The 17,251-nt window shown below is 44.6% G+C and carries 16 protein-coding genes; 13 read left to right on the top strand and 3 right to left on the bottom strand.

All coding sequences use genetic code 11. The features are described from left to right. Nucleotides 1-106 precede the first annotated feature (106 nt). The 8 genes from C8D97_RS16645 (at nucleotide 107) to C8D97_RS16610 (ending at nucleotide 10,005) form a co-directional block, all read left to right on the top strand. Nucleotides 107-1,306 (top strand): GGDEF domain-containing protein, encoded by a 1,200-nt coding sequence (locus C8D97_RS16645; RefSeq protein ID WP_109764934.1) that lies wholly within the window; start codon nucleotides 107-109, stop codon nucleotides 1,304-1,306. A 228-nt stretch (nucleotides 1,307-1,534) separates the two neighbouring features. Beyond that, nucleotides 1,535-3,583: a S9 family peptidase gene (locus C8D97_RS16640; RefSeq protein WP_109764933.1), complete on the top strand. Its 2,049-nt coding sequence runs from the start codon at nucleotides 1,535-1,537 to the stop codon at nucleotides 3,581-3,583. Between the two features lie 380 nt (nucleotides 3,584-3,963). Further along, nucleotides 3,964-4,515: an RNA polymerase sigma factor gene (locus C8D97_RS16635; protein WP_109764932.1), complete on the top strand. Its 552-nt coding sequence runs from the start codon at nucleotides 3,964-3,966 to the stop codon at nucleotides 4,513-4,515. After that, complete coding sequence (locus C8D97_RS16630; RefSeq protein ID WP_109764931.1) at nucleotides 4,512-5,231, top strand: anti-sigma factor; 720 nt, start codon at nucleotides 4,512-4,514, stop codon at nucleotides 5,229-5,231. Before C8D97_RS16635 ends, C8D97_RS16630 begins: the two co-directional genes overlap by 4 nt. Nucleotides 5,232-5,342: 111 nt before the next feature. Continuing rightward, complete coding sequence (locus C8D97_RS16625) at nucleotides 5,343-6,938, top strand: DUF4331 domain-containing protein (RefSeq protein WP_109764930.1); 1,596 nt, start codon at nucleotides 5,343-5,345, stop codon at nucleotides 6,936-6,938. 10 nt (nucleotides 6,939-6,948) lie between these two features. Next, entirely contained in the window at nucleotides 6,949-7,458 is a 510-nt protein-coding gene (locus C8D97_RS16620) for an Ig-like domain-containing protein (RefSeq protein ID WP_109764929.1), read from the top strand. Next, a complete protein-coding gene (locus C8D97_RS16615) occupies nucleotides 7,445-8,809 on the top strand; it encodes a hypothetical protein (protein ID WP_109764928.1) in 1,365 nt (454 codons plus the stop codon). The genes C8D97_RS16620 and C8D97_RS16615 overlap by 14 nt, the downstream gene beginning before the upstream one ends. Beyond that, nucleotides 8,809-10,005, top strand: coding sequence for a HupE/UreJ family protein (locus C8D97_RS16610; RefSeq protein ID WP_109764927.1), 1,197 nt, complete (start codon nucleotides 8,809-8,811; stop codon nucleotides 10,003-10,005). The genes C8D97_RS16615 and C8D97_RS16610 overlap by 1 nt, the downstream gene beginning before the upstream one ends. 142 nt (nucleotides 10,006-10,147) lie before the next feature. On the opposite strand, the gene C8D97_RS16605 is transcribed toward C8D97_RS16610, so the two are convergent. Further along, entirely contained in the window at nucleotides 10,148-12,073 is a 1,926-nt protein-coding gene (locus tag C8D97_RS16605; protein WP_109764926.1) for a DUF885 domain-containing protein, read from the bottom strand. A 389-nt stretch (nucleotides 12,074-12,462) separates the two neighbouring features. On the opposite strand from C8D97_RS16605, the gene C8D97_RS16600 reads away from it, so the two are divergent. From C8D97_RS16600 to C8D97_RS16585, 4 genes are all read left to right on the top strand, one after another. After that, on the top strand, nucleotides 12,463-12,945 hold the full coding sequence (locus tag C8D97_RS16600; RefSeq protein WP_109764925.1) for a YajQ family cyclic di-GMP-binding protein: 483 nt from the start codon (nucleotides 12,463-12,465) through the stop codon (nucleotides 12,943-12,945). A gap of 65 nt (nucleotides 12,946-13,010) precedes the next feature. Then, nucleotides 13,011-13,916: a 30S ribosomal protein S6--L-glutamate ligase gene (gene rimK / locus C8D97_RS16595; protein ID WP_109764924.1), complete on the top strand. Its 906-nt coding sequence runs from the start codon at nucleotides 13,011-13,013 to the stop codon at nucleotides 13,914-13,916. Between the two features lie 5 nt (nucleotides 13,917-13,921). Next, nucleotides 13,922-14,968: a succinylglutamate desuccinylase/aspartoacylase family protein gene (locus C8D97_RS16590; RefSeq protein ID WP_245411484.1), complete on the top strand. Its 1,047-nt coding sequence runs from the start codon at nucleotides 13,922-13,924 to the stop codon at nucleotides 14,966-14,968. Nucleotides 14,969-15,001: 33 nt separating this feature from the next. Continuing rightward, nucleotides 15,002-15,469 (top strand): ATP-dependent zinc protease family protein, encoded by a 468-nt coding sequence (locus C8D97_RS16585; protein ID WP_109764923.1) that lies wholly within the window; start codon nucleotides 15,002-15,004, stop codon nucleotides 15,467-15,469. 66 nt (nucleotides 15,470-15,535) lie between these two features. Here C8D97_RS16585 and C8D97_RS16580 read toward each other — a convergent pair whose 3' ends face one another. Both C8D97_RS16580 and C8D97_RS16575 read right to left on the bottom strand, forming a co-directional pair. After that, entirely contained in the window at nucleotides 15,536-15,895 is a 360-nt protein-coding gene (locus C8D97_RS16580; protein WP_109764922.1) for a MaoP family protein, read from the bottom strand. Between the two features lie 45 nt (nucleotides 15,896-15,940). Further along, nucleotides 15,941-16,300, bottom strand: a complete 360-nt coding sequence (locus C8D97_RS16575) for a hypothetical protein (protein WP_109764921.1) — start codon at nucleotides 16,298-16,300, stop codon at nucleotides 15,941-15,943. 93 nt (nucleotides 16,301-16,393) lie between these two features. Here C8D97_RS16575 and C8D97_RS16570 point away from each other — a divergent pair, with 93 nt between their 5' ends. After that, nucleotides 16,394-17,248 carry a LysR family transcriptional regulator gene (locus C8D97_RS16570; RefSeq protein ID WP_109764920.1) on the top strand — a complete coding sequence of 285 codons (855 nt, stop codon included), beginning with the start codon at nucleotides 16,394-16,396 and terminating at the stop codon, nucleotides 17,246-17,248. The last annotated feature ends 3 nt before the right edge of the window (nucleotides 17,249-17,251 follow it).

Genomic DNA, 17,251 nt, shown 5'->3' with positions numbered 1-17,251 from the left:
TATAAGAACAGAAACTTATCTCCAAGAGTGAATTACTGCGTCCTTGTGCTATAGTTCAATGGATAACATTGTTGATTAACAAAAAAATTAAAAACAGGCGACAAATTTGCCCACTCCCGAGCTTTCAACAACACAGGAAGAGTCCGATATAAAGGAGTTAGCTGTTCGAGTATCCAGAAACCTGGTGACTCGAGGCCTTCCGGGAATATTTTTATACCCTATGCTGTGGCCTATTTTGGCCGTAGGCAGTGGCTTTAGTGAGTCGCATTCCACATTATTCTGGGTCACCACAATAACCTTTATTGTTACCTCCGTTGTTCGTATTGTACATTCGAAATTAATGTCTAAGGCAATCCAGAATCACCATGCGTTATGGACCAACCTATTTTTTCTGGTGATCTTGCCGCACAGTTTGGGCTGGGGGTTAATGTTTGCGTTAGCACTCACCATAAATAATGAATTGTTTACCTTATTTATGTCGTTTTCTTCTGCCGGTATTGTTGCCGGTGGCACCAACAGTTTTGCGCCAAATAGAAAGCTGGCTTACTTTTTTGTTTCAACACTGGTATTGCCGCCGTTATTTACTTCGTTTTTTATTGCCGACCTGCCGATCCTTGGCGCCATGTTGATCATGTTTTATGTTTACCTGATTTTACTCTCCACCAATCAGAACAAAGAGTATTGGTTATCACTGAAAAATGAGCAGAAGCTGGCAAAACAAAGTCGCACCGATGCACTGACCCAGTTAGAAAACAGACGTTACTTTGATGAGAAGCTCGACGAACTGTGCCATCTGTCATCACGCAATCACGAACAGCTCACTGTGTTACTGGTGGATTGCGATCACTTTAAACGAATTAACGATACTTACGGTCACGATGTAGGTGATATCTGCTTAAAACATTTGGCAAGCCTGCTCAAACAAGCCTTACCAAGAGCAACGGATGTTTGTGCTCGCTACGGCGGTGAAGAATTCAGTTTATTATTACCCGGAACCGATTTACCGGGTGCCACAATAGTGGCGGAAAGAATTCGTACTTTAATAGAAACCACTCCCATTGATGTTGATGGCACCTTGTTAAACATTACGGTTAGCATTGGCAGTGTGTCACGGATCATCAACAGTTTTGAGCCAGAATTGCCGTTCGATTTATTCAAGCAAGCCGATAAGGCACTCTATCACGCCAAAAACAATGGCCGTAATCAATGTTGTTATGTGTATTACGACGCCAACGAAAAAGCCTACAAAAGAGAGACAACGGATAACTTGTCTAGCGTCAATGCTTCAAAACAGGCTAACCGATAAGCGAAACTCTCTTTATACTTCTCGATAAAGTCGCCCAAAGGGATTTTTTTTACAGGATAATGTATGGGTTTCACTGAACACCCATTGATACATTCCTTAATGCATAACTCGTTACTGAGTAAAACTTGTATCATTGTCTCGATTGCATCTAATCATCATCCCTGATTTAATAAAAACGCTTAATAAATATGCCTAATAACGCCCAATAAAAAACCAGGGAGCAAGTGAATGATTACTCAAATTAAGTCAGGAGTCATACTGCTGACGTCTTTGTTGATGTACTCGGTCAGTCAGGCCAATGATTTAAACCGCCTTCAACTCGATGATGTGTTTACTCTGGAGTACGCCTCCGGATTAGAAATATCCAATAATGCTGAGCAGATTTACTTTGTCCGCAATTATATGGATCGACACACCGATCGAAAAGTTGGAAATATCTGGCGCGTTGATCGCAATAAACAACTGACGCCGGTAACCAATGGTTTATTTGCGGATTACGCTCCAACACTTTCCCCCGATGAAAAAAAACTGGCCTACCTATCGACAGCCAGTGGTAAATCACAAATCCATATTAAATGGCTCGACACTGGCCAGTCAGCCCAGATGACACACTTTTCACACAGTCCTCAAAACATCAGCTGGTCACCCGATGGACAATACATTGCGTTTACCCGATTTGTGCCGGGTAAAAACGAATCGCCAGTGTCATTACCGGGAAAACCGAAAGGTGCCAAATGGGCAAAGCCGGCGGTTTACATTGACGATGTTTATTACCGATTTGATGGCGCCGGTTACACCAAAAGTGGCAACACTCATGTGTTTATTATGAGCGCCGACGGCGGCACTGCCAGACAAATAACCAACGGTGAATTTGATCATTCGGGAGCACTAAGCTGGGCAAAAGACGGCAGTAAACTCTACTTTTCTGCCAACCGTCACAAGGATAAGGATTTAGATCCCACTAATACGGAAATTTTTTCGGTCGATATTAATAGCAAAAAATTAACCCAGCTAACGGATCGAAATGGCCCAGACTCATCACCCAAAGTATCACCGGATGGAAAACTGATTGCCTACCTTGGTTACGATCAGCAATACACCAATTATGAAAACACCAATATCACCATTATGTCTGTCGATGGCTCAAATAAACGCACCCCCACATCAGACTTTGATCGTTCCGCTTCCAGCATCCAATGGTCGAGCAACAGCAAAGGATTATATTTATCTTACGATGATAAAGGTTCAACCTATGTCGCCTACCAACCGCTGAATGGAAAACGAAAAGTTGTTGCCAAAAACATTGGCGGGCAATCTTTTGGTCGACCTTATTCTGGCGGCGAATTTGATGTTGCCAGCGATGGCACCATCGCCTTTACCATTTCCGATCCGCAACGGCCGGCTGATGTTGCGATGGTAAAAAACAATCGCTATAAAACCTTAACGCAATTAAACGAAGATGCGCTGGGGCATAAAGACATAGCAACCATCGAAGAGCTTTGGCTTAAGTCGTCTTACGATCAACGTGATATACAAGCCTGGATCGCTTATCCGCCCGGATTTGATCGCAATAAAAAATACCCGTTAATTCTTGAAATTCATGGCGGTCCGGTAACCAATTACGGTCCACACTTTTCCACCGAAGTACAACTGATGGCGGCAAAAGGTTATGTGGTGGTCTACGCCAATCCTCGCGGCAGTGATAGCTACGGCAAAGAGTTCGCGCAAACCATTCATCACAATTATCCCAGCCAGGATTACGATGATTTAATGTCAACAGTGGATGCGGTGATCGACAAAGGCTTTATCAATGAAAAAGAATTGTTTGTTACCGGCGGTTCTGGTGGCGGCGTATTAACCGCATGGATTGTTGGTCATACCGACAGGTTTGCTGCTGCGGTGGTGGCAAAACCGGTTATCAACTGGTACAGCTTTGTTTTAACCTCCGACTTTTACCCGTTTTTTTATAAAAACTGGTTCGGTAAAAAACCCTGGGAAGATGTTGAACACTATATGAAACGCTCCCCCATCAGTTACGTGGGTAATGTTAAAACCCCCACCATGTTACTGACCGGTGAAGCCGATTACCGAACGCCTATTTCGGAAACCGAACAGTTTTATCAGGCCCTGAAATTACAACAAGTGGAAACGGCCATGGTTAGAATTCCGGACGCGCCACATGGAATTTATAAACGACCCAGTAATTTAATGTCGAAGGTTGCTTATATTCTGCATTGGTTTGAAAAATATCGCGACAATAAAGACGATAAAAATTAGAAACCATTAAGTTTCTATCACTCAATGAGTTTATGCCCGATAAATTTTATTCTAAAAAAATAAAAATTACCGGGCAATAATCTTATATTCAGACCTGTCATTAAATAAAATTACCTCAACTTTCATCTCAACATGCTTTACTTGGTCAAAGTTATCGGCCTGTTCTTATGCATTCTTTCTTATCCCTTCTATACTGATTGTTCAGCTTTCGTTAAAAACAAAATCAGCTTACTTCAATCACTAACATCATGTAAGGCGGCTAATCATTTTTATTCACTACTTCAAACTCAAAAAATAATGTACTCATCAAACCAGTTAAAAAATGCATCTAATCGCATCCATTGCTCGTAAGTAATACAACAAGAACAATGGAGGGCGTTATGAGCAGCAATAACGAAAAGCTCAATCAGCAATATTTAAAGTGGCTTTATGCCATTGCACAAAAAGATCGACAAGCATTTCAAAACCTGTATGAAGCCTCTGCCGGAAAGTTACTGGCCATTGCCTGCAAACTGTTGAATCGACAAGATTTAGCCGAAGAAATTGTTCAGGATACCTATATCAAGGTCTGGCACAACGCTGCCACCTACCATACCGAGCGTGGCAGTGTGATGACCTGGTTAGTCAGCATTGTTCGCAACCGCTGCATAGACGAACTGCGCCACCAAAAAGTACATCATAACCATTCCAATGACTTACCTTTGCCCGCCGACATTAACCCGAATGTTCTGGAAACTGCCACAGACAATGACAGTAAGCTCTATCGCTGCATGGACTTATTGCAGGGTGCGCAGCGACAGACCATTCAGCTCGCTTACTTTTACGGCCTGACCCATCAAGAGATTATGAAGCATCTTGAAGCACCACTGGGATCCATAAAAAGCTGGATCCGCCGCGGTCTTGAATCACTAAAACGGTGCGTAAAGTCATGAATTATTTAAAATCGGAGCTCGCCGAAGAGCTGGCCAAACGCTACGTACTGGGCACCATGAGCGCAGGTGCCCGTCGCCGTTTTAACCAGTTATTAATGCAGCATCGTTCACTGCAAGAGTGGGTTTGGCAGTGGGAACAACTGCTTAACCCGATGACCGAATCCCTGCCCGAAATAACACCGGATCAATCGCTGTGGCAAAGGATCACCGAACGACTTGGCTGGCAATCGGCCATTCAGTCCGCATCACAAACAGCACCTGCTGGCCGCCTCGGCTGGTTATCGGGCTGGATCACAGCGGGAGCTGCTTTACTGGTTGCCGTAGTGATTGGCTGGCAATCATTGCAGCCGCAACCCTCGATAACACCACCAGCGGCGGTTAATGCCGTTGCCGTACTGCAAACTGAGCTGAACAAATCAGCCTGGTTGCTACAACAACGGGGACCAAAGGTTAATGTCACCGCTCAGCAGGTACCCAGTTCGACCAGTGCTCAGGACTTTGAGCTCTGGATGCTGCCGCAAAGCGGCAAAGCTCCGATTTCATTAGGTTTATTGCCGAAAAAAGGGCAACTGGCCTGGCTGAAAAGCAAAATGCCCGACGAATTATTTAACGCCGGGCTCGCCGTGAGTGTTGAACCCAAAGGCGGTTCACCTACGGGCGCCCCTACGGGACCGGTGATCCTGACTGCGAACTGGATCACACTTTCAGGGGTTTAATGAAATATTTGCATCCGGATCATCGGGTGCCCCGTAACTTTATAAGAAACATCGTTTTATAAGAAACATCAAACGTTACATTCATCAGAAACAAAAGGAAGGTACTCAGTTATGAAATATTCAATACTCACCAGTGCGGTGGCCTTAGGTTTGGCCGGCGCAACCTTCTGCACCAGTGTAGAAGCGTCAAGTCACCGAGAAGCGCCAAACATTACACGATACCCGACTTTGGATTCCACTGACTTTTATGTATTTAACAGTTACGAAACTGGTCGAAGCGGATACGTGACCTTATTAGCCAATTACATTCCATTGCAGGACCCTCAAGGCGGTCCAAATTACTTTGCGATGGATCCGGCTGCAGTTTATGCCATTCACATCGACAGCGACGGCGATGCAATTGAAGATATGACCTTTCAATTTCGCTTTAACCAGTCTTTGGCGGCCAATGGCGCCGGAATTACATTACCCATAGGCGCTGATGGCGGTAAAAAAGACATTGCCATTCCGCTTAAAAATGCCGGCGGCATCAGTGCAGGCAACAACGCCGCACTGAATTTCATTGAAAACTACTCAATCAGTCTGGTTGAAGGCCCCATGAGCAGCGGTACGCAGCAAGCGGTAACCTCTTCTGGCGGTAACGATACCTTTACCAAGCCCTGGGATTATATTGGTAATAAAACCTTTACCTCCTCCGCTGATTATCAAACCTACGCCGATCAATACCAATACGATATCAACGTTCCCGGTTGCAGCACTGCCGGTAAAGTATTCGTTGGTCAACGTAAAGATCCCTTTGTGGTCAACCTTGGCGAAACCTTTGACCTGGTAAACTATGTCCCCGTTGAAGGCGACAGCAGCCCGGGTGCTGGCGACGGTAATGGTTTCCCTGGCGGTATCACACAAGACGCAGCAAACGATGATTTACGTGGCAAAAACGTCACAACACTGGCACTGGAATTACCGGCCGACTGTGTTACCGGTGACGGCAATGGTGTTATTGGTGCATGGACCACAGCCCACGTAAAACAGGCTCGTATCCAGAATCCAAACGCCACCTTCGATAAACCGGAAGTGAACGGCGGTGCACTGGTTCAGGTATCACGTTTAAGTAATCCACTGGTCAACGAGCTGGTGATTGGTCTACCCGACAAAGATCGCTTCTCGTCGAATGCGCCATCGCAGGACAGCCAGTTTATTGATTATGTGACTCACCCCAGTTTGCCAGAGCTATTAAACATTCTGTTTAAAGACGCTGTTAACGCAACACTAAATACCAACTTTGAGACCATTGCGCCAACAAACTTTCCGCGTAATGATCTGGTTGCAGCCTTCTTAACCGGATTTCCGGGGGTTAACCAGCAGCAAACCGTTACAGGTTCCGAAATGATCCGCTTAAATACCGGTATCCCTGCTGTTGCCGCAGGCGCTCAGTCGCCAATGGGTGTGATTGGTGATGACCTGGCCGGCTTCCCGAATGGCCGTCGTCCTGGTGATGATGTGGTGGATATTGCCCTTCGCGTTGTAATGGGTCGACTTTGCCATGAAATCCCGGTAGCAGGCACACCAACCAATCTGGGCTATTGTATGCCGGAAGATGCGAATGTTGGTGATGCGCCGTTTACTGATGGTGCGCCAATTTCAGCGACCGATCTTGACGAATCATTCCCCTATCTGTTGACGCCACTGGCTGGCTCACCTAACTAAGGAGGACTTGATGAATACTTTACTGAAACTGACATCAGCCACTGTGCTGTTGTCGCTCACCGGTTGCGGTGTGTTCGACAGCGATAATGACGAACCACAACCCAATACCATACCGGTGGCTTATAATCAGTCGGTTAGCACCGTGACCGATACGGCGCTTGAGGGTTTACTGGATGGCTTTGACGCCAATGGTGATCCCCTGAGCTTTGCACTCGATAGTGAACCTGCCAATGGTAGTGTAACTGTTGCCAGCGATGGTAACTTCACTTACACACCTGCAGCAGAGTTTACCGGTGACGATCAATTTACCTTTGTCATCAACGATGGCGAGGTCAATTCGACTCCGGCAACCGTAAGCATTACCGTAGACATAAAACAGGAAACATTCAGTGTCTACAGCCGTAATGTTTATCAGAAGCAAGCCTCTGACATGCCTACGGGCGTAAATGGGCGAACCTTCATCGATGACGTTAACAATACCGACGAATATCAGGATTTGGTGGACAGTGGCTCTCAATAAGTTATCTCAAATTAAATCCCGATATATCACAACAACAGCGCTAACCGCGCTGTTGTTGTGTTGTCCGGTTCAGGCAAAGGAAAACGTCTGGGTACCGCCGAGTGGCGACACAGTGATCGCCAACTTCAACAGTACGGAAAATTTACCGGCCACGGTAAAACAGGCGCTCACAAACTTTCAGCAATCCCCGCAAAACATTGATGCACGACTTAATTTAATCGAAGCCTATTTAAAACAGGCGGTACAGCCTGGTAACAGTCGATTTTATGGCTATGTTGAAGCGTTGATAGAACCATTGCTGCAAGCAATTACACAGTCAGCCGAGTTTCAAAACGCCAGTAAACCTGTGACGAAAAACACTATGATCAAGGGTGGCAATAATGCGCAGAAAACGGATGCAATAAATCAAACGAACTCTGCCGTCATACAATTGACTGAATTAACCGAAAAACAAAAACAGCGAACGATTCTCGCTCAGGCCAATGTGCTGCAACAGCAACATCAGTTTGAGCAGGCGCATCATTGGTTAAACACGATTTCAAAACAACAATCAGGTTACCCGCAGGCTCAACTGACAAAAGCACGACTGCAACAGATACAGGGTGATCCCAACCAGGCAGAACAAATTTGCCGCGGATTAATTGGCACCGCCGATTTATTAATTTCTCAACTGTGTTTGCTGGATGCCCGAAGTGATGCGCTGTTTTATCAACAGGTGAGTAGCGCTAAACCAACCGAACAGTGGCAACAAAAACACAGTGTTATTTATCAACAGTTATTGCGTTTAAAAAACCAGTACCCATCGGCACCAGTAACAATTACACGATGGTTGCACCGATTGCTCGGCAACAACGCCTTGCATCAAAATTTAATTCCGGAAGCGCAACAATGGTTTGCTTTTGAGCTGAATAAAGCACCGGTCAGTCAGTTACTGCAATGGGCCGACAGTCAGTTTCTTGCCAATAAGCCATTAAAGGTTTATCAGCACATCAGTCAACTGGCAGACAATAAAAACACGCTTGAAGACAGTTTACTGGTTCGACTGGCACGAGCGGAGTTGTTGACTCAACGTGGGACTTACTGGCAGCAAAAGCTGTCGAAAAAAATGGCATTACGCGCCCTGAGAAACGATCAACAGCACGCCGCCGATTTAGCTTATTTCTATGTCTATGTTTCGCCCGATGCCGATAAGGCTTTACACTGGGCCAATAAAAACTGGGCACGGGCAAAAGAATATTTTGATCGACAATTGTTAAGTCAGGCCCAACGCCTGTCAGAATCACCGCCGCAACAAGCCGCGAAGCCTCAACGTTTGAAACAAGCCTTAAACCAAAAAAGTGAGACACCATAATGAGGTTTTTTCAGCAGACTCTGTTTACCGTTTCATTGTATTTTGCGCTATCAACAGCATCATTGTTTTGCAATTCATTATCGGCCCATGAATTCAGTACCGCACAGCTATCACTAAAGGCAGACGCGGACAATAATCATCACGGTTTTATTGCACTTCGATTGCAAGATTTGCAACAACAAGTCGGCGTTGATCGCAATAACGACGGCAAGTTGACCTGGCAAGAAACCCTGACATCACTGCCGGATATTCATAACTACTTAACCGCTAATCTACAATTTAAACAGGCAACGCCCTGCGCCATAAGCTGGCAAGATTCGGCTAAACTGATGACCAGTTACGACGAAACGCTATTGCGCCTGCCATTAAGTATTCAATGCGCAACATCGGACTCCATTCAAGTCAGTTATCAGGCATTTTTTGCTCGATTACCGCAACATAAATTACTCATCAACTGGCGCACAGAACAATCCGAACAGTCGTCGGTGCAACAACAAATATTATCGCAACAAAAAACATCTTTTGAATTCAGTTATGAACCGCAAACTGCCTGGGATACGTTTAACTTTTACTGGCAGCAAGGGGTCATTCATATCTGGATTGGTCTCGATCATATTTTATTTTTACTGGCCTTGATATTACCTTTAGCTGGCTACCAAAGTTCCAGAAGAATCGCTAACAAAACCGCTTCTTCAACCGTTCAAACAGCAGCATCGACAAACGATGATCGCAGTCTGCTGCAATTATTGAAACACGTCGCCTGGCTGGTGACCTTTTTCACTCTGGCGCATTCGTTAACCCTAATTTTAACCGCACTTGGCTGGATCAACCTGCCTTCACAGTGGATTGAAACCGGCATTGCCCTTTCGGTCATGTTTGCCGCCATCAATGTTATTACCCAGTGGGTGACTCGTCTGGGCTGGTTAACCTTTGCCTTTGGCTTGCTTCATGGAATGGGATTTGCCGGTGCGCTGGGTGAACTTGGATTGCCACAACACAATCAAGTGCTTGGTGTGCTGGCGTTTAATTTGGGCGTAGAAGTGGGTCAATTAGTGATTGTGCTGCTGACGTTGCCAGTCTTTTATTTACTGCGCCGATTTACAACCGCAAGAGGCATTGTTATTCCTGCAAGCGCCACCGCCATTGCACTGTTTGGTGGCTTCTGGATTTTAGAGCGACTGAATATTATTGGTTGAGTAATTCAATACTATTAAAAACAACTTAAGTTAAATCTGCCGCACACATTCATTGAAACTATCAGCAATAAATGTGTACGGCAGATAAATGTATTATTTTTTCAATTTGATTTTTTGTTTAGATTCATCCTTTTTGTTTAGATCATCCTTTTTGTTTTAAATCAATCCAGCGATTAATTTTTTGCTCAAGTACAGTCATGGGCACGGCACCGCCAAGTAAAATCAAATCATGAAACTCGGCCAAATCAAATTTATCACCCAGTGCTTTCTCGGCCTGTTGCCGCAGTTTTACAATTTTTAACATGCCCAGTTTATAACCGAGCGCTTGTCCCGGCCACGCCATATAGCGCTCAATTTCAGAGACAACGTCCGACTTGGCAGAACCGGTGGTTTTACTCATATAATCAATGGCCTGCTCGCGGGTCCATTTTTTATGGTGTAAACCCGTGTCCACCACCAACCTTACTGCTCTAAACAATTCAGCCTGCAATCGCCCCAAATCACCAAAGGGATCCTGATGGTACATGCCCATTTCCTTTGCGACTAGTTCTGAATAAAGCGCCCAACCTTCTACATAAGCGTTGTAAGGTGCGATACGTCTTAAAAAAGGTAAGTCATCCTGTGCCAGATTTAACGCCACCTGCCAATGATGACCGGGATTCGCTTCATGATAGGTTAAAGTTTTTAAACTGAACTTTGGGTTGGCCGTCATATCTCGCAGATTGATCCAGTAAATGCCCGGTTTTGAACCATCCACAGCCGGCGGTGTGTATTGTCCACCTGGGGCACCGTCTTGTACTTCAACCGGAAACGCCCGCACTTCAACCTGATACGGCGGCTTGGTTTTGAACAATTCTGGCATCTTCTGATTAATCTCATCGATATAACCGTTTAAATCATTCAGTAAATTTGCGCGGCCCTGTTTTGAATCTTCATACAAAAAACGCCCTTCGTGAGTAATGGAAACCATTCGCTCACCCACAGAGCCTTTTTTATAACCTTGAATCGTAAGGATCTGATCCATTTCCTTACTGATGCGAGCCACTTCATCCAGACCAATTTGATGGATGGCTTCTGGCGATAGATCACTGTCACCCAACTGACGTATCGCGTCTTTATAATAAGCAGCACCTTCTGGCTGAGCCCAAATGCCATCTTCATCACGCCCTTTATCAATCGCCGAAGCCACTTTCTCGGTTATGCCCTGATAAGCCGGATACACCACCTGAGTCATCTGACGCATGGCTTCATCGATTAAAATATTTTTCTTTTCAAGAGTTAAGTCTTCTAATGAATTGAGCTTTTGCTTGAACTCTTCCATTAAAGGATGACGCGCTGGCTCTGGCTTTAAAAACTTGTTCAGATAACGATGCGCACCTTGCAGTACCACTTTTGGAGCAATCCATCCCTTTGCCATGTCGTGCTCAAACTTTTGCTCAATACCGGCAACAAATTGATCAAACTGCGCCAATCGACCAATGTAATCCAGCGCCTCTTGCTCGTTGGTAATTTTTTGATCGTTTTGCATGGTACGTGGCACATCAATTAGCGGCCCGTTGATCTGATTAATCACAAACGGCGATAAGCCCATCCAGGTATCTATGTAACCAATGGAAAACGCAGGATCACCGGCAAAGTAGCGGGTAATATTCGCCATCACCTGTTTATTTTCTTTTGCCTGTTGCGATAACTCTGCGCTTTCTAACTGCGTTAACTGTTGTGACAGTTGCAGCAATGACTGGCGAAACCCGGCTTCCGACTCAGGCGTAAAATCCGGTAACTGACTGGTGTAATAGTCACCCACATCTTTTTGTGCCATTCCGTATAAAGTTGCCGCAACAGGACGTGCCTGAAACAAGGTTTCACGGGCGTCAACAAACAAATCATTCAATTGTTGTTCCGGTGCCGAATAACTTTCGTCATCGGTTTTGACTTGCTCGGGTTGCTCACCCACGGATGATGGAGGGCTGGTTTCGTCGCCACTTTCATTAACGCCATCATCTTTTGAGTCACAGGCCATTAGCACGCTCAATAACAGAGGCAATGACCATTTAAACCAAACGTTCATATCAAAAAGTCCTTACATAAAATGTTTGTCGTTAAAATTGAGTCATTATTACCAAATCACTCAATAAGCAAGGTTCAGGCAGCCGCAGCGCGGCTCTTCTTGGAATAATACTACCCGAATAATCACAAGCTGTGATGGCTATTTTTGTGCAGTGTGCCACAGCATGCCATGGTTTTCATCCAGTGGCGCAGCTTTTAACCCTATCAACTTACTTTTTACCCAGCCATCTTGCTTTTTACCCTGACATCTTGCTTTTTATAGCCCATCGCCCTCTATTATCGTTCAGGTTAGCTTTTAACACTTGCGAAAACTTCGTGTTAAACTAACTTTAATCCATTACTATAAACTTACTAACACAAGCATTCGACTGATTATTTAAGGAACACTTTATGCCCTCATTTGATATTGTGACCGAGGTTGATAACACCGAAATTCGCAACGCCATAGAAAACGCTAATCGCGAGCTAACAACACGCTACGATTTTAAAAATGTTGACGCTTCTTTCGAGTTAAAAGATGACGGAGTTAAAGTCATCAGTGAAAGTGATTTTCAGGTACAACAAATGATGGACATTTTGCGCAACAATTGTACCAAACGAAAAATTGATCCTCGCTCGTTAAAATCTGGCGATGTTGAACATTCGGGAAAAACCTATTCAAAATTAGTCAGCTTTATTCAAGGCATCGACAAAGACATTGCAAAAAAGTTGGTTAAGTTAATTAAAGATTCCAAATTAAAAGTTCAAGCGTCTATACAGGGTGATAAAGTTCGCGTAACGGGAAAAAAGCGCGACGACTTACAATCAACCATGGCCATTGTTCGTGAAGCAGAACTTGATCAGCCGTTTCAATTTGATAACTTTCGTGATTAATTCCGAGGCATGTCTTGCTCTTGATTAATCGCCATCTACCCACGCAAAGCACAGGATAAAAATTTATGAGAATTGCAATACTGTCGCGCAACCCTTCTCTTTATTCGACTCGTCGCTTACAAGAAGCAGGCATTGCAGCCGGACATGAAGTGGACGTCATTGATACGTTGCACTGCTACATGGACATTACGTCAAATCGCCCAACGGTTCGTTACAAAGGTGAAGCCCTGCCTAAATACGACGCCATCATTCCACGTATTGGCGCTTCCATTACTTTTTATGGCACAGCGGTGGTACGGCAATTTGAAATGATGGGAACTTATTCGATTAATGAGTCGGTGGCTATCAGTCGCTCGCGCGATAAACTTCGCTCGTTGCAATTATTATCACGCAAAGGCATTGGTTTGCCACGTACAGGGTTTGCTCGTAACCCCGATAAAATTGATGACTTATTGAAAAATGTTGGCGGTGCGCCAGTGGTTATCAAATTACTTGAGGGTACTCAGGGTATTGGTGTTGTGCTTGCAGAAACCCGCAAGGCGGCAGAAAGTATCATCGAAGCTTTTATGGGATTAAAAGCCAATATATTAATTCAGGAATACATTAAAGAAGCCGGCGGTGCTGACATTCGTTGCCTGGTCATTGGCGATAAAGTTGTTGCCGCAATGAAACGACAAGCAGCGCCTGGCGAGTTCCGTTCCAACTTACACCGTGGTGGCAGTGCCGAGCTTATAAAGCTTAAACCATCTGAACGAAAAACCGCCATTCAGGCCGCCAAAGCAATGGGGCTAAATATGTGTGGTGTGGATATTTTACGATCCAACAGTGGCCCGGTTGTGATGGAAGTTAATTCATCGCCCGGTCTTGAAGGGATAGAAAAAGCAACCGACAAAGACATTGCCGGTTTATTATTTGAGTTTATTGAAAAAGAAGCCAAGCCCAATAAAACGCGTACTAAAGGTAAAGGTTAATTACTGTGGCGGATGACTTTGAAATAGGCGGCACTCGCATTGCGCCAGGGGAAACCAAGAAGTTGGAAATCCCTATTGTGCGTTTATACACTGATACCAGTATGTTTTTGCCGGTTTTTATCAAACGCGGTAAAAAGCCGGGTCCAACTTTATTTGTTAGTGCTGCAATTCACGGCGATGAATTAAACGGTATCGAAATAATAAGTCGGTTAATTAATAGTAAAAATATCAGTGGCCTTAAAGGCACCTTAATTGCCGTTCCATTGGTGAATGCTTATGGCGTTTTAAACCATGAGCGATACCTGCCCGATCGTCGTGATCTTAATCGAAGTTTTCCCGGCAGCAAAAAGGGATCGCTGGCGAGTCGTATTGCGCATATTTTTATGAATGAAATTGTTAAAAAGTGCGACTATGGTATTGATCTTCATACAGGAGCAATTCACCGTAGTAACCTGCCACAAATTCGAGCCAATCTAGATGATAAAAAAACACTGGCGATGGCAAAAGCGTTTGGTGTTCCGGTATTAATCAATTCTAATTTACGCGACGGTTCATTGCGCGAAAGCGCCAATGACCTGGGTATCAGTATGTTGCTGTACGAAGCAGGGGAAGCACTTCGCTTTGATGAGCTCAGCATACGGGTAGGCTACCGCGGCATATTAAATGTTATGCGTCATCTGGGCATGGTCACCAAACGCCGCAGTAAAAAAGATCCCGTTGAACCCTACATTGCCCGAGAAAGTGGCTGGGTAAGAGCTACCGACAGTGGCTTTATTTCGCACAAACATAAGCTCGGTGATTATGTTCACAAAGGTGATATTTTAGCGAAAGTAAAAGATCCTTATGGCGAAGTTATCGATATTATAAAAAGTAATGCCGAAGGTGTGATCATTGGTAAACAAAACATCCCATTAGTCCATGAGGGCGAAGCGGTTTATCATATCGCGTATTTTAATCAATCCAGCAGCAAACAATCCAACAGCGTTATTGAAAGCATTGAGCAATTCCATGAACACCATGGTGATAGCGTTAACGTCAATCAACCGGAATGATTGACAGCAATGTGACATAACAGGTGACCGTTTATGACCAAAAGTAAAAAACAACTCGTAGGCATTACTGAACTGTGTGACTTGCCAGAACTGGAAATAAAAGAACTGCATGTGCGGGTTGACAGTGGAGCCAAAACATCATCTTTGCATGTGGACAACTTACAGGAATTTAAAAAAGGCAAAGAGCTCTGGATAAGCTTTGATATTCACCCCGATTACCACAACGTTGAAAAAATTGTTCGGCGCAAAGCGAAAGCAAAAGCCATACGAACCATTAAAAGTTCCAATGCAACCAAAGAGCATCGTTACGTTATTGATACTCTGATTAAACTGGGTGACGATGAGTGGACCATAGAGTTAACACTGACGGATCGTTCGGGTATGACATATTTAATGTTGCTTGGCCGTGAAGCCATGGCCGGTCGCTTATTGATTGATCCGGAGCTTGAGTATGTTCTTTCTGATTCGGTTAGTGAAGACAATAAAAAACAAAAAGCGTAAAGAAAGTCCGCCGCATAAATTCACTGTAGATTTAAATACGCGGCGGTCGTTTAACTTATCGATAAGCTAAATAGCATCTTCTAAATCGAAATCATCATCAACGCTGTATAACTGATCATTACTCGCACCAAGTTTTCGAGTCGTTAACCAAACCGGTGCACGCTTGCTACACTTCAGGTATTTTAACCAGGCTTTTTGCGCCAATGTTTGTGGCTGCTTTTTGCCTTTCATCACCTTAATGAAAAGTTTATCCTCTTCATTGGTGTCCAATACCTTAGCTTCCATTAACGCTTGAAACAGTACACCGTGCTTTTCTAACGCTTGCACCTCGGACAAGGTAAAGTCGCCAGAACGGGAAAACCCGTATGGGTAATGCTTGTCATCAAAAAAACGACGGCTTAAATAATAATCTCGTGATTGCATCATTATTTGTTTCTCCGGTTTGGTTTCTGGTTTAACAGATACAACTGATTACTGACTTTTTTGTTTCAACGCATCGATTAGATCACGCGACACACATTGTTCAAAACTGGCATCAAAGTCGCTGCTGTCCTGCGCTTCTTCGGCACACTTCTGTTCAATGTCGGCGGCTTCATCATCGCTCAAAGGATCTTCACTGGCAAATGTCAGTCCGTCCAATGCATCGCTGCAAACATCGGCAAAAAACGCCAGGGCATCACCTTCTAACCCTGTTTTTACACCTGAATTATGACAAACCTGTGTCACATCGGTAGACCCTTCATTTAAGCGGCTACCGTCGTCAGCCTTAGCCACGGAACACAATGTGAAAACAGTCAATAAACTGGCCGTCAATAATGGATAACGCTTCATCTAATGCATCTCCTCAAGTTAAATGCGATAGCATACTGACCGAATAATCAGTTAAGATAAAACGAAATAATTTACTCTTAACGAGAAAAAAATTTGCATAACCTCGACATCAGTTTACTCAGAACCTTTCTGTCGCTAACCCATACCCGGCACTTTGGTAAAACCGCTGAGAACCTTTATTTAACGCAGTCTGCGGTGAGTGCTCGTATTCGGCAACTGGAAGATATTTTAGGCGTTCCGCTGTTTCAACGATTCCGCAATAACTTACAGCTCACGCCACAGGGTGAACGGCTGATCCCTCATGCCGAGCAAATGCTGGCAACCTGGTCAACAGCCTTGCAAGATGTCTCTCGTCCGGGCATTTCGGCACAACTGACACTTGGTGCCTCTCAGCCTATCTGGCAGGCTTGCCTGTCGTCATTACCGGTGAGTTTGCAACAATCGAATAACGATATAGTGGTCCGCACCGAATCTCTCGACGCCGCCACAACCCTACGCCGCTTACAAGAACGAACACTGGATATCGGCTTTACCTTTGATGCACCCAAGGTTGACGAGATTTCGGCTAAAAAAGTCCTAACCCTCGACTTACAGCTGTACAGCTCTGAGCAGAACAAACAAGTGAGCGATTTAAATGAACAGGATTATGTGCTGGTGGATGCCGGACAGAGTTTTTCTGCGTTGCACGCAAAGTATTTACCGCAGATACGCTCACCGCGCTTTCACGCCAGTGACTGGAATATGGCGATGAGTTACTTATCAACCATAGGCGGCTTTGCCTTTTTGCCCAGCCGATTGGTTGATGCGTGTTCTTCGAGGTTATTTCAGGTTGAAGATGCGCCAGTGATGCGACGAGACATTTACTTATGTACCCACGTCTCACAACCGAAAAACCAACCCTGGAAAGCGATTATGGATTCGATTAATCAAGTAATATCAAATATTTAATCA

The organism is Pleionea mediterranea, from assembly GCF_003148745.1.
Lineage (GTDB): Bacteria > Pseudomonadota > Gammaproteobacteria > Enterobacterales > Kangiellaceae > Pleionea > Pleionea mediterranea.
The sequence above is the reverse complement of the archived record's forward strand: the minus strand, read 5'-3'. Positions and strand labels throughout refer to the sequence as shown.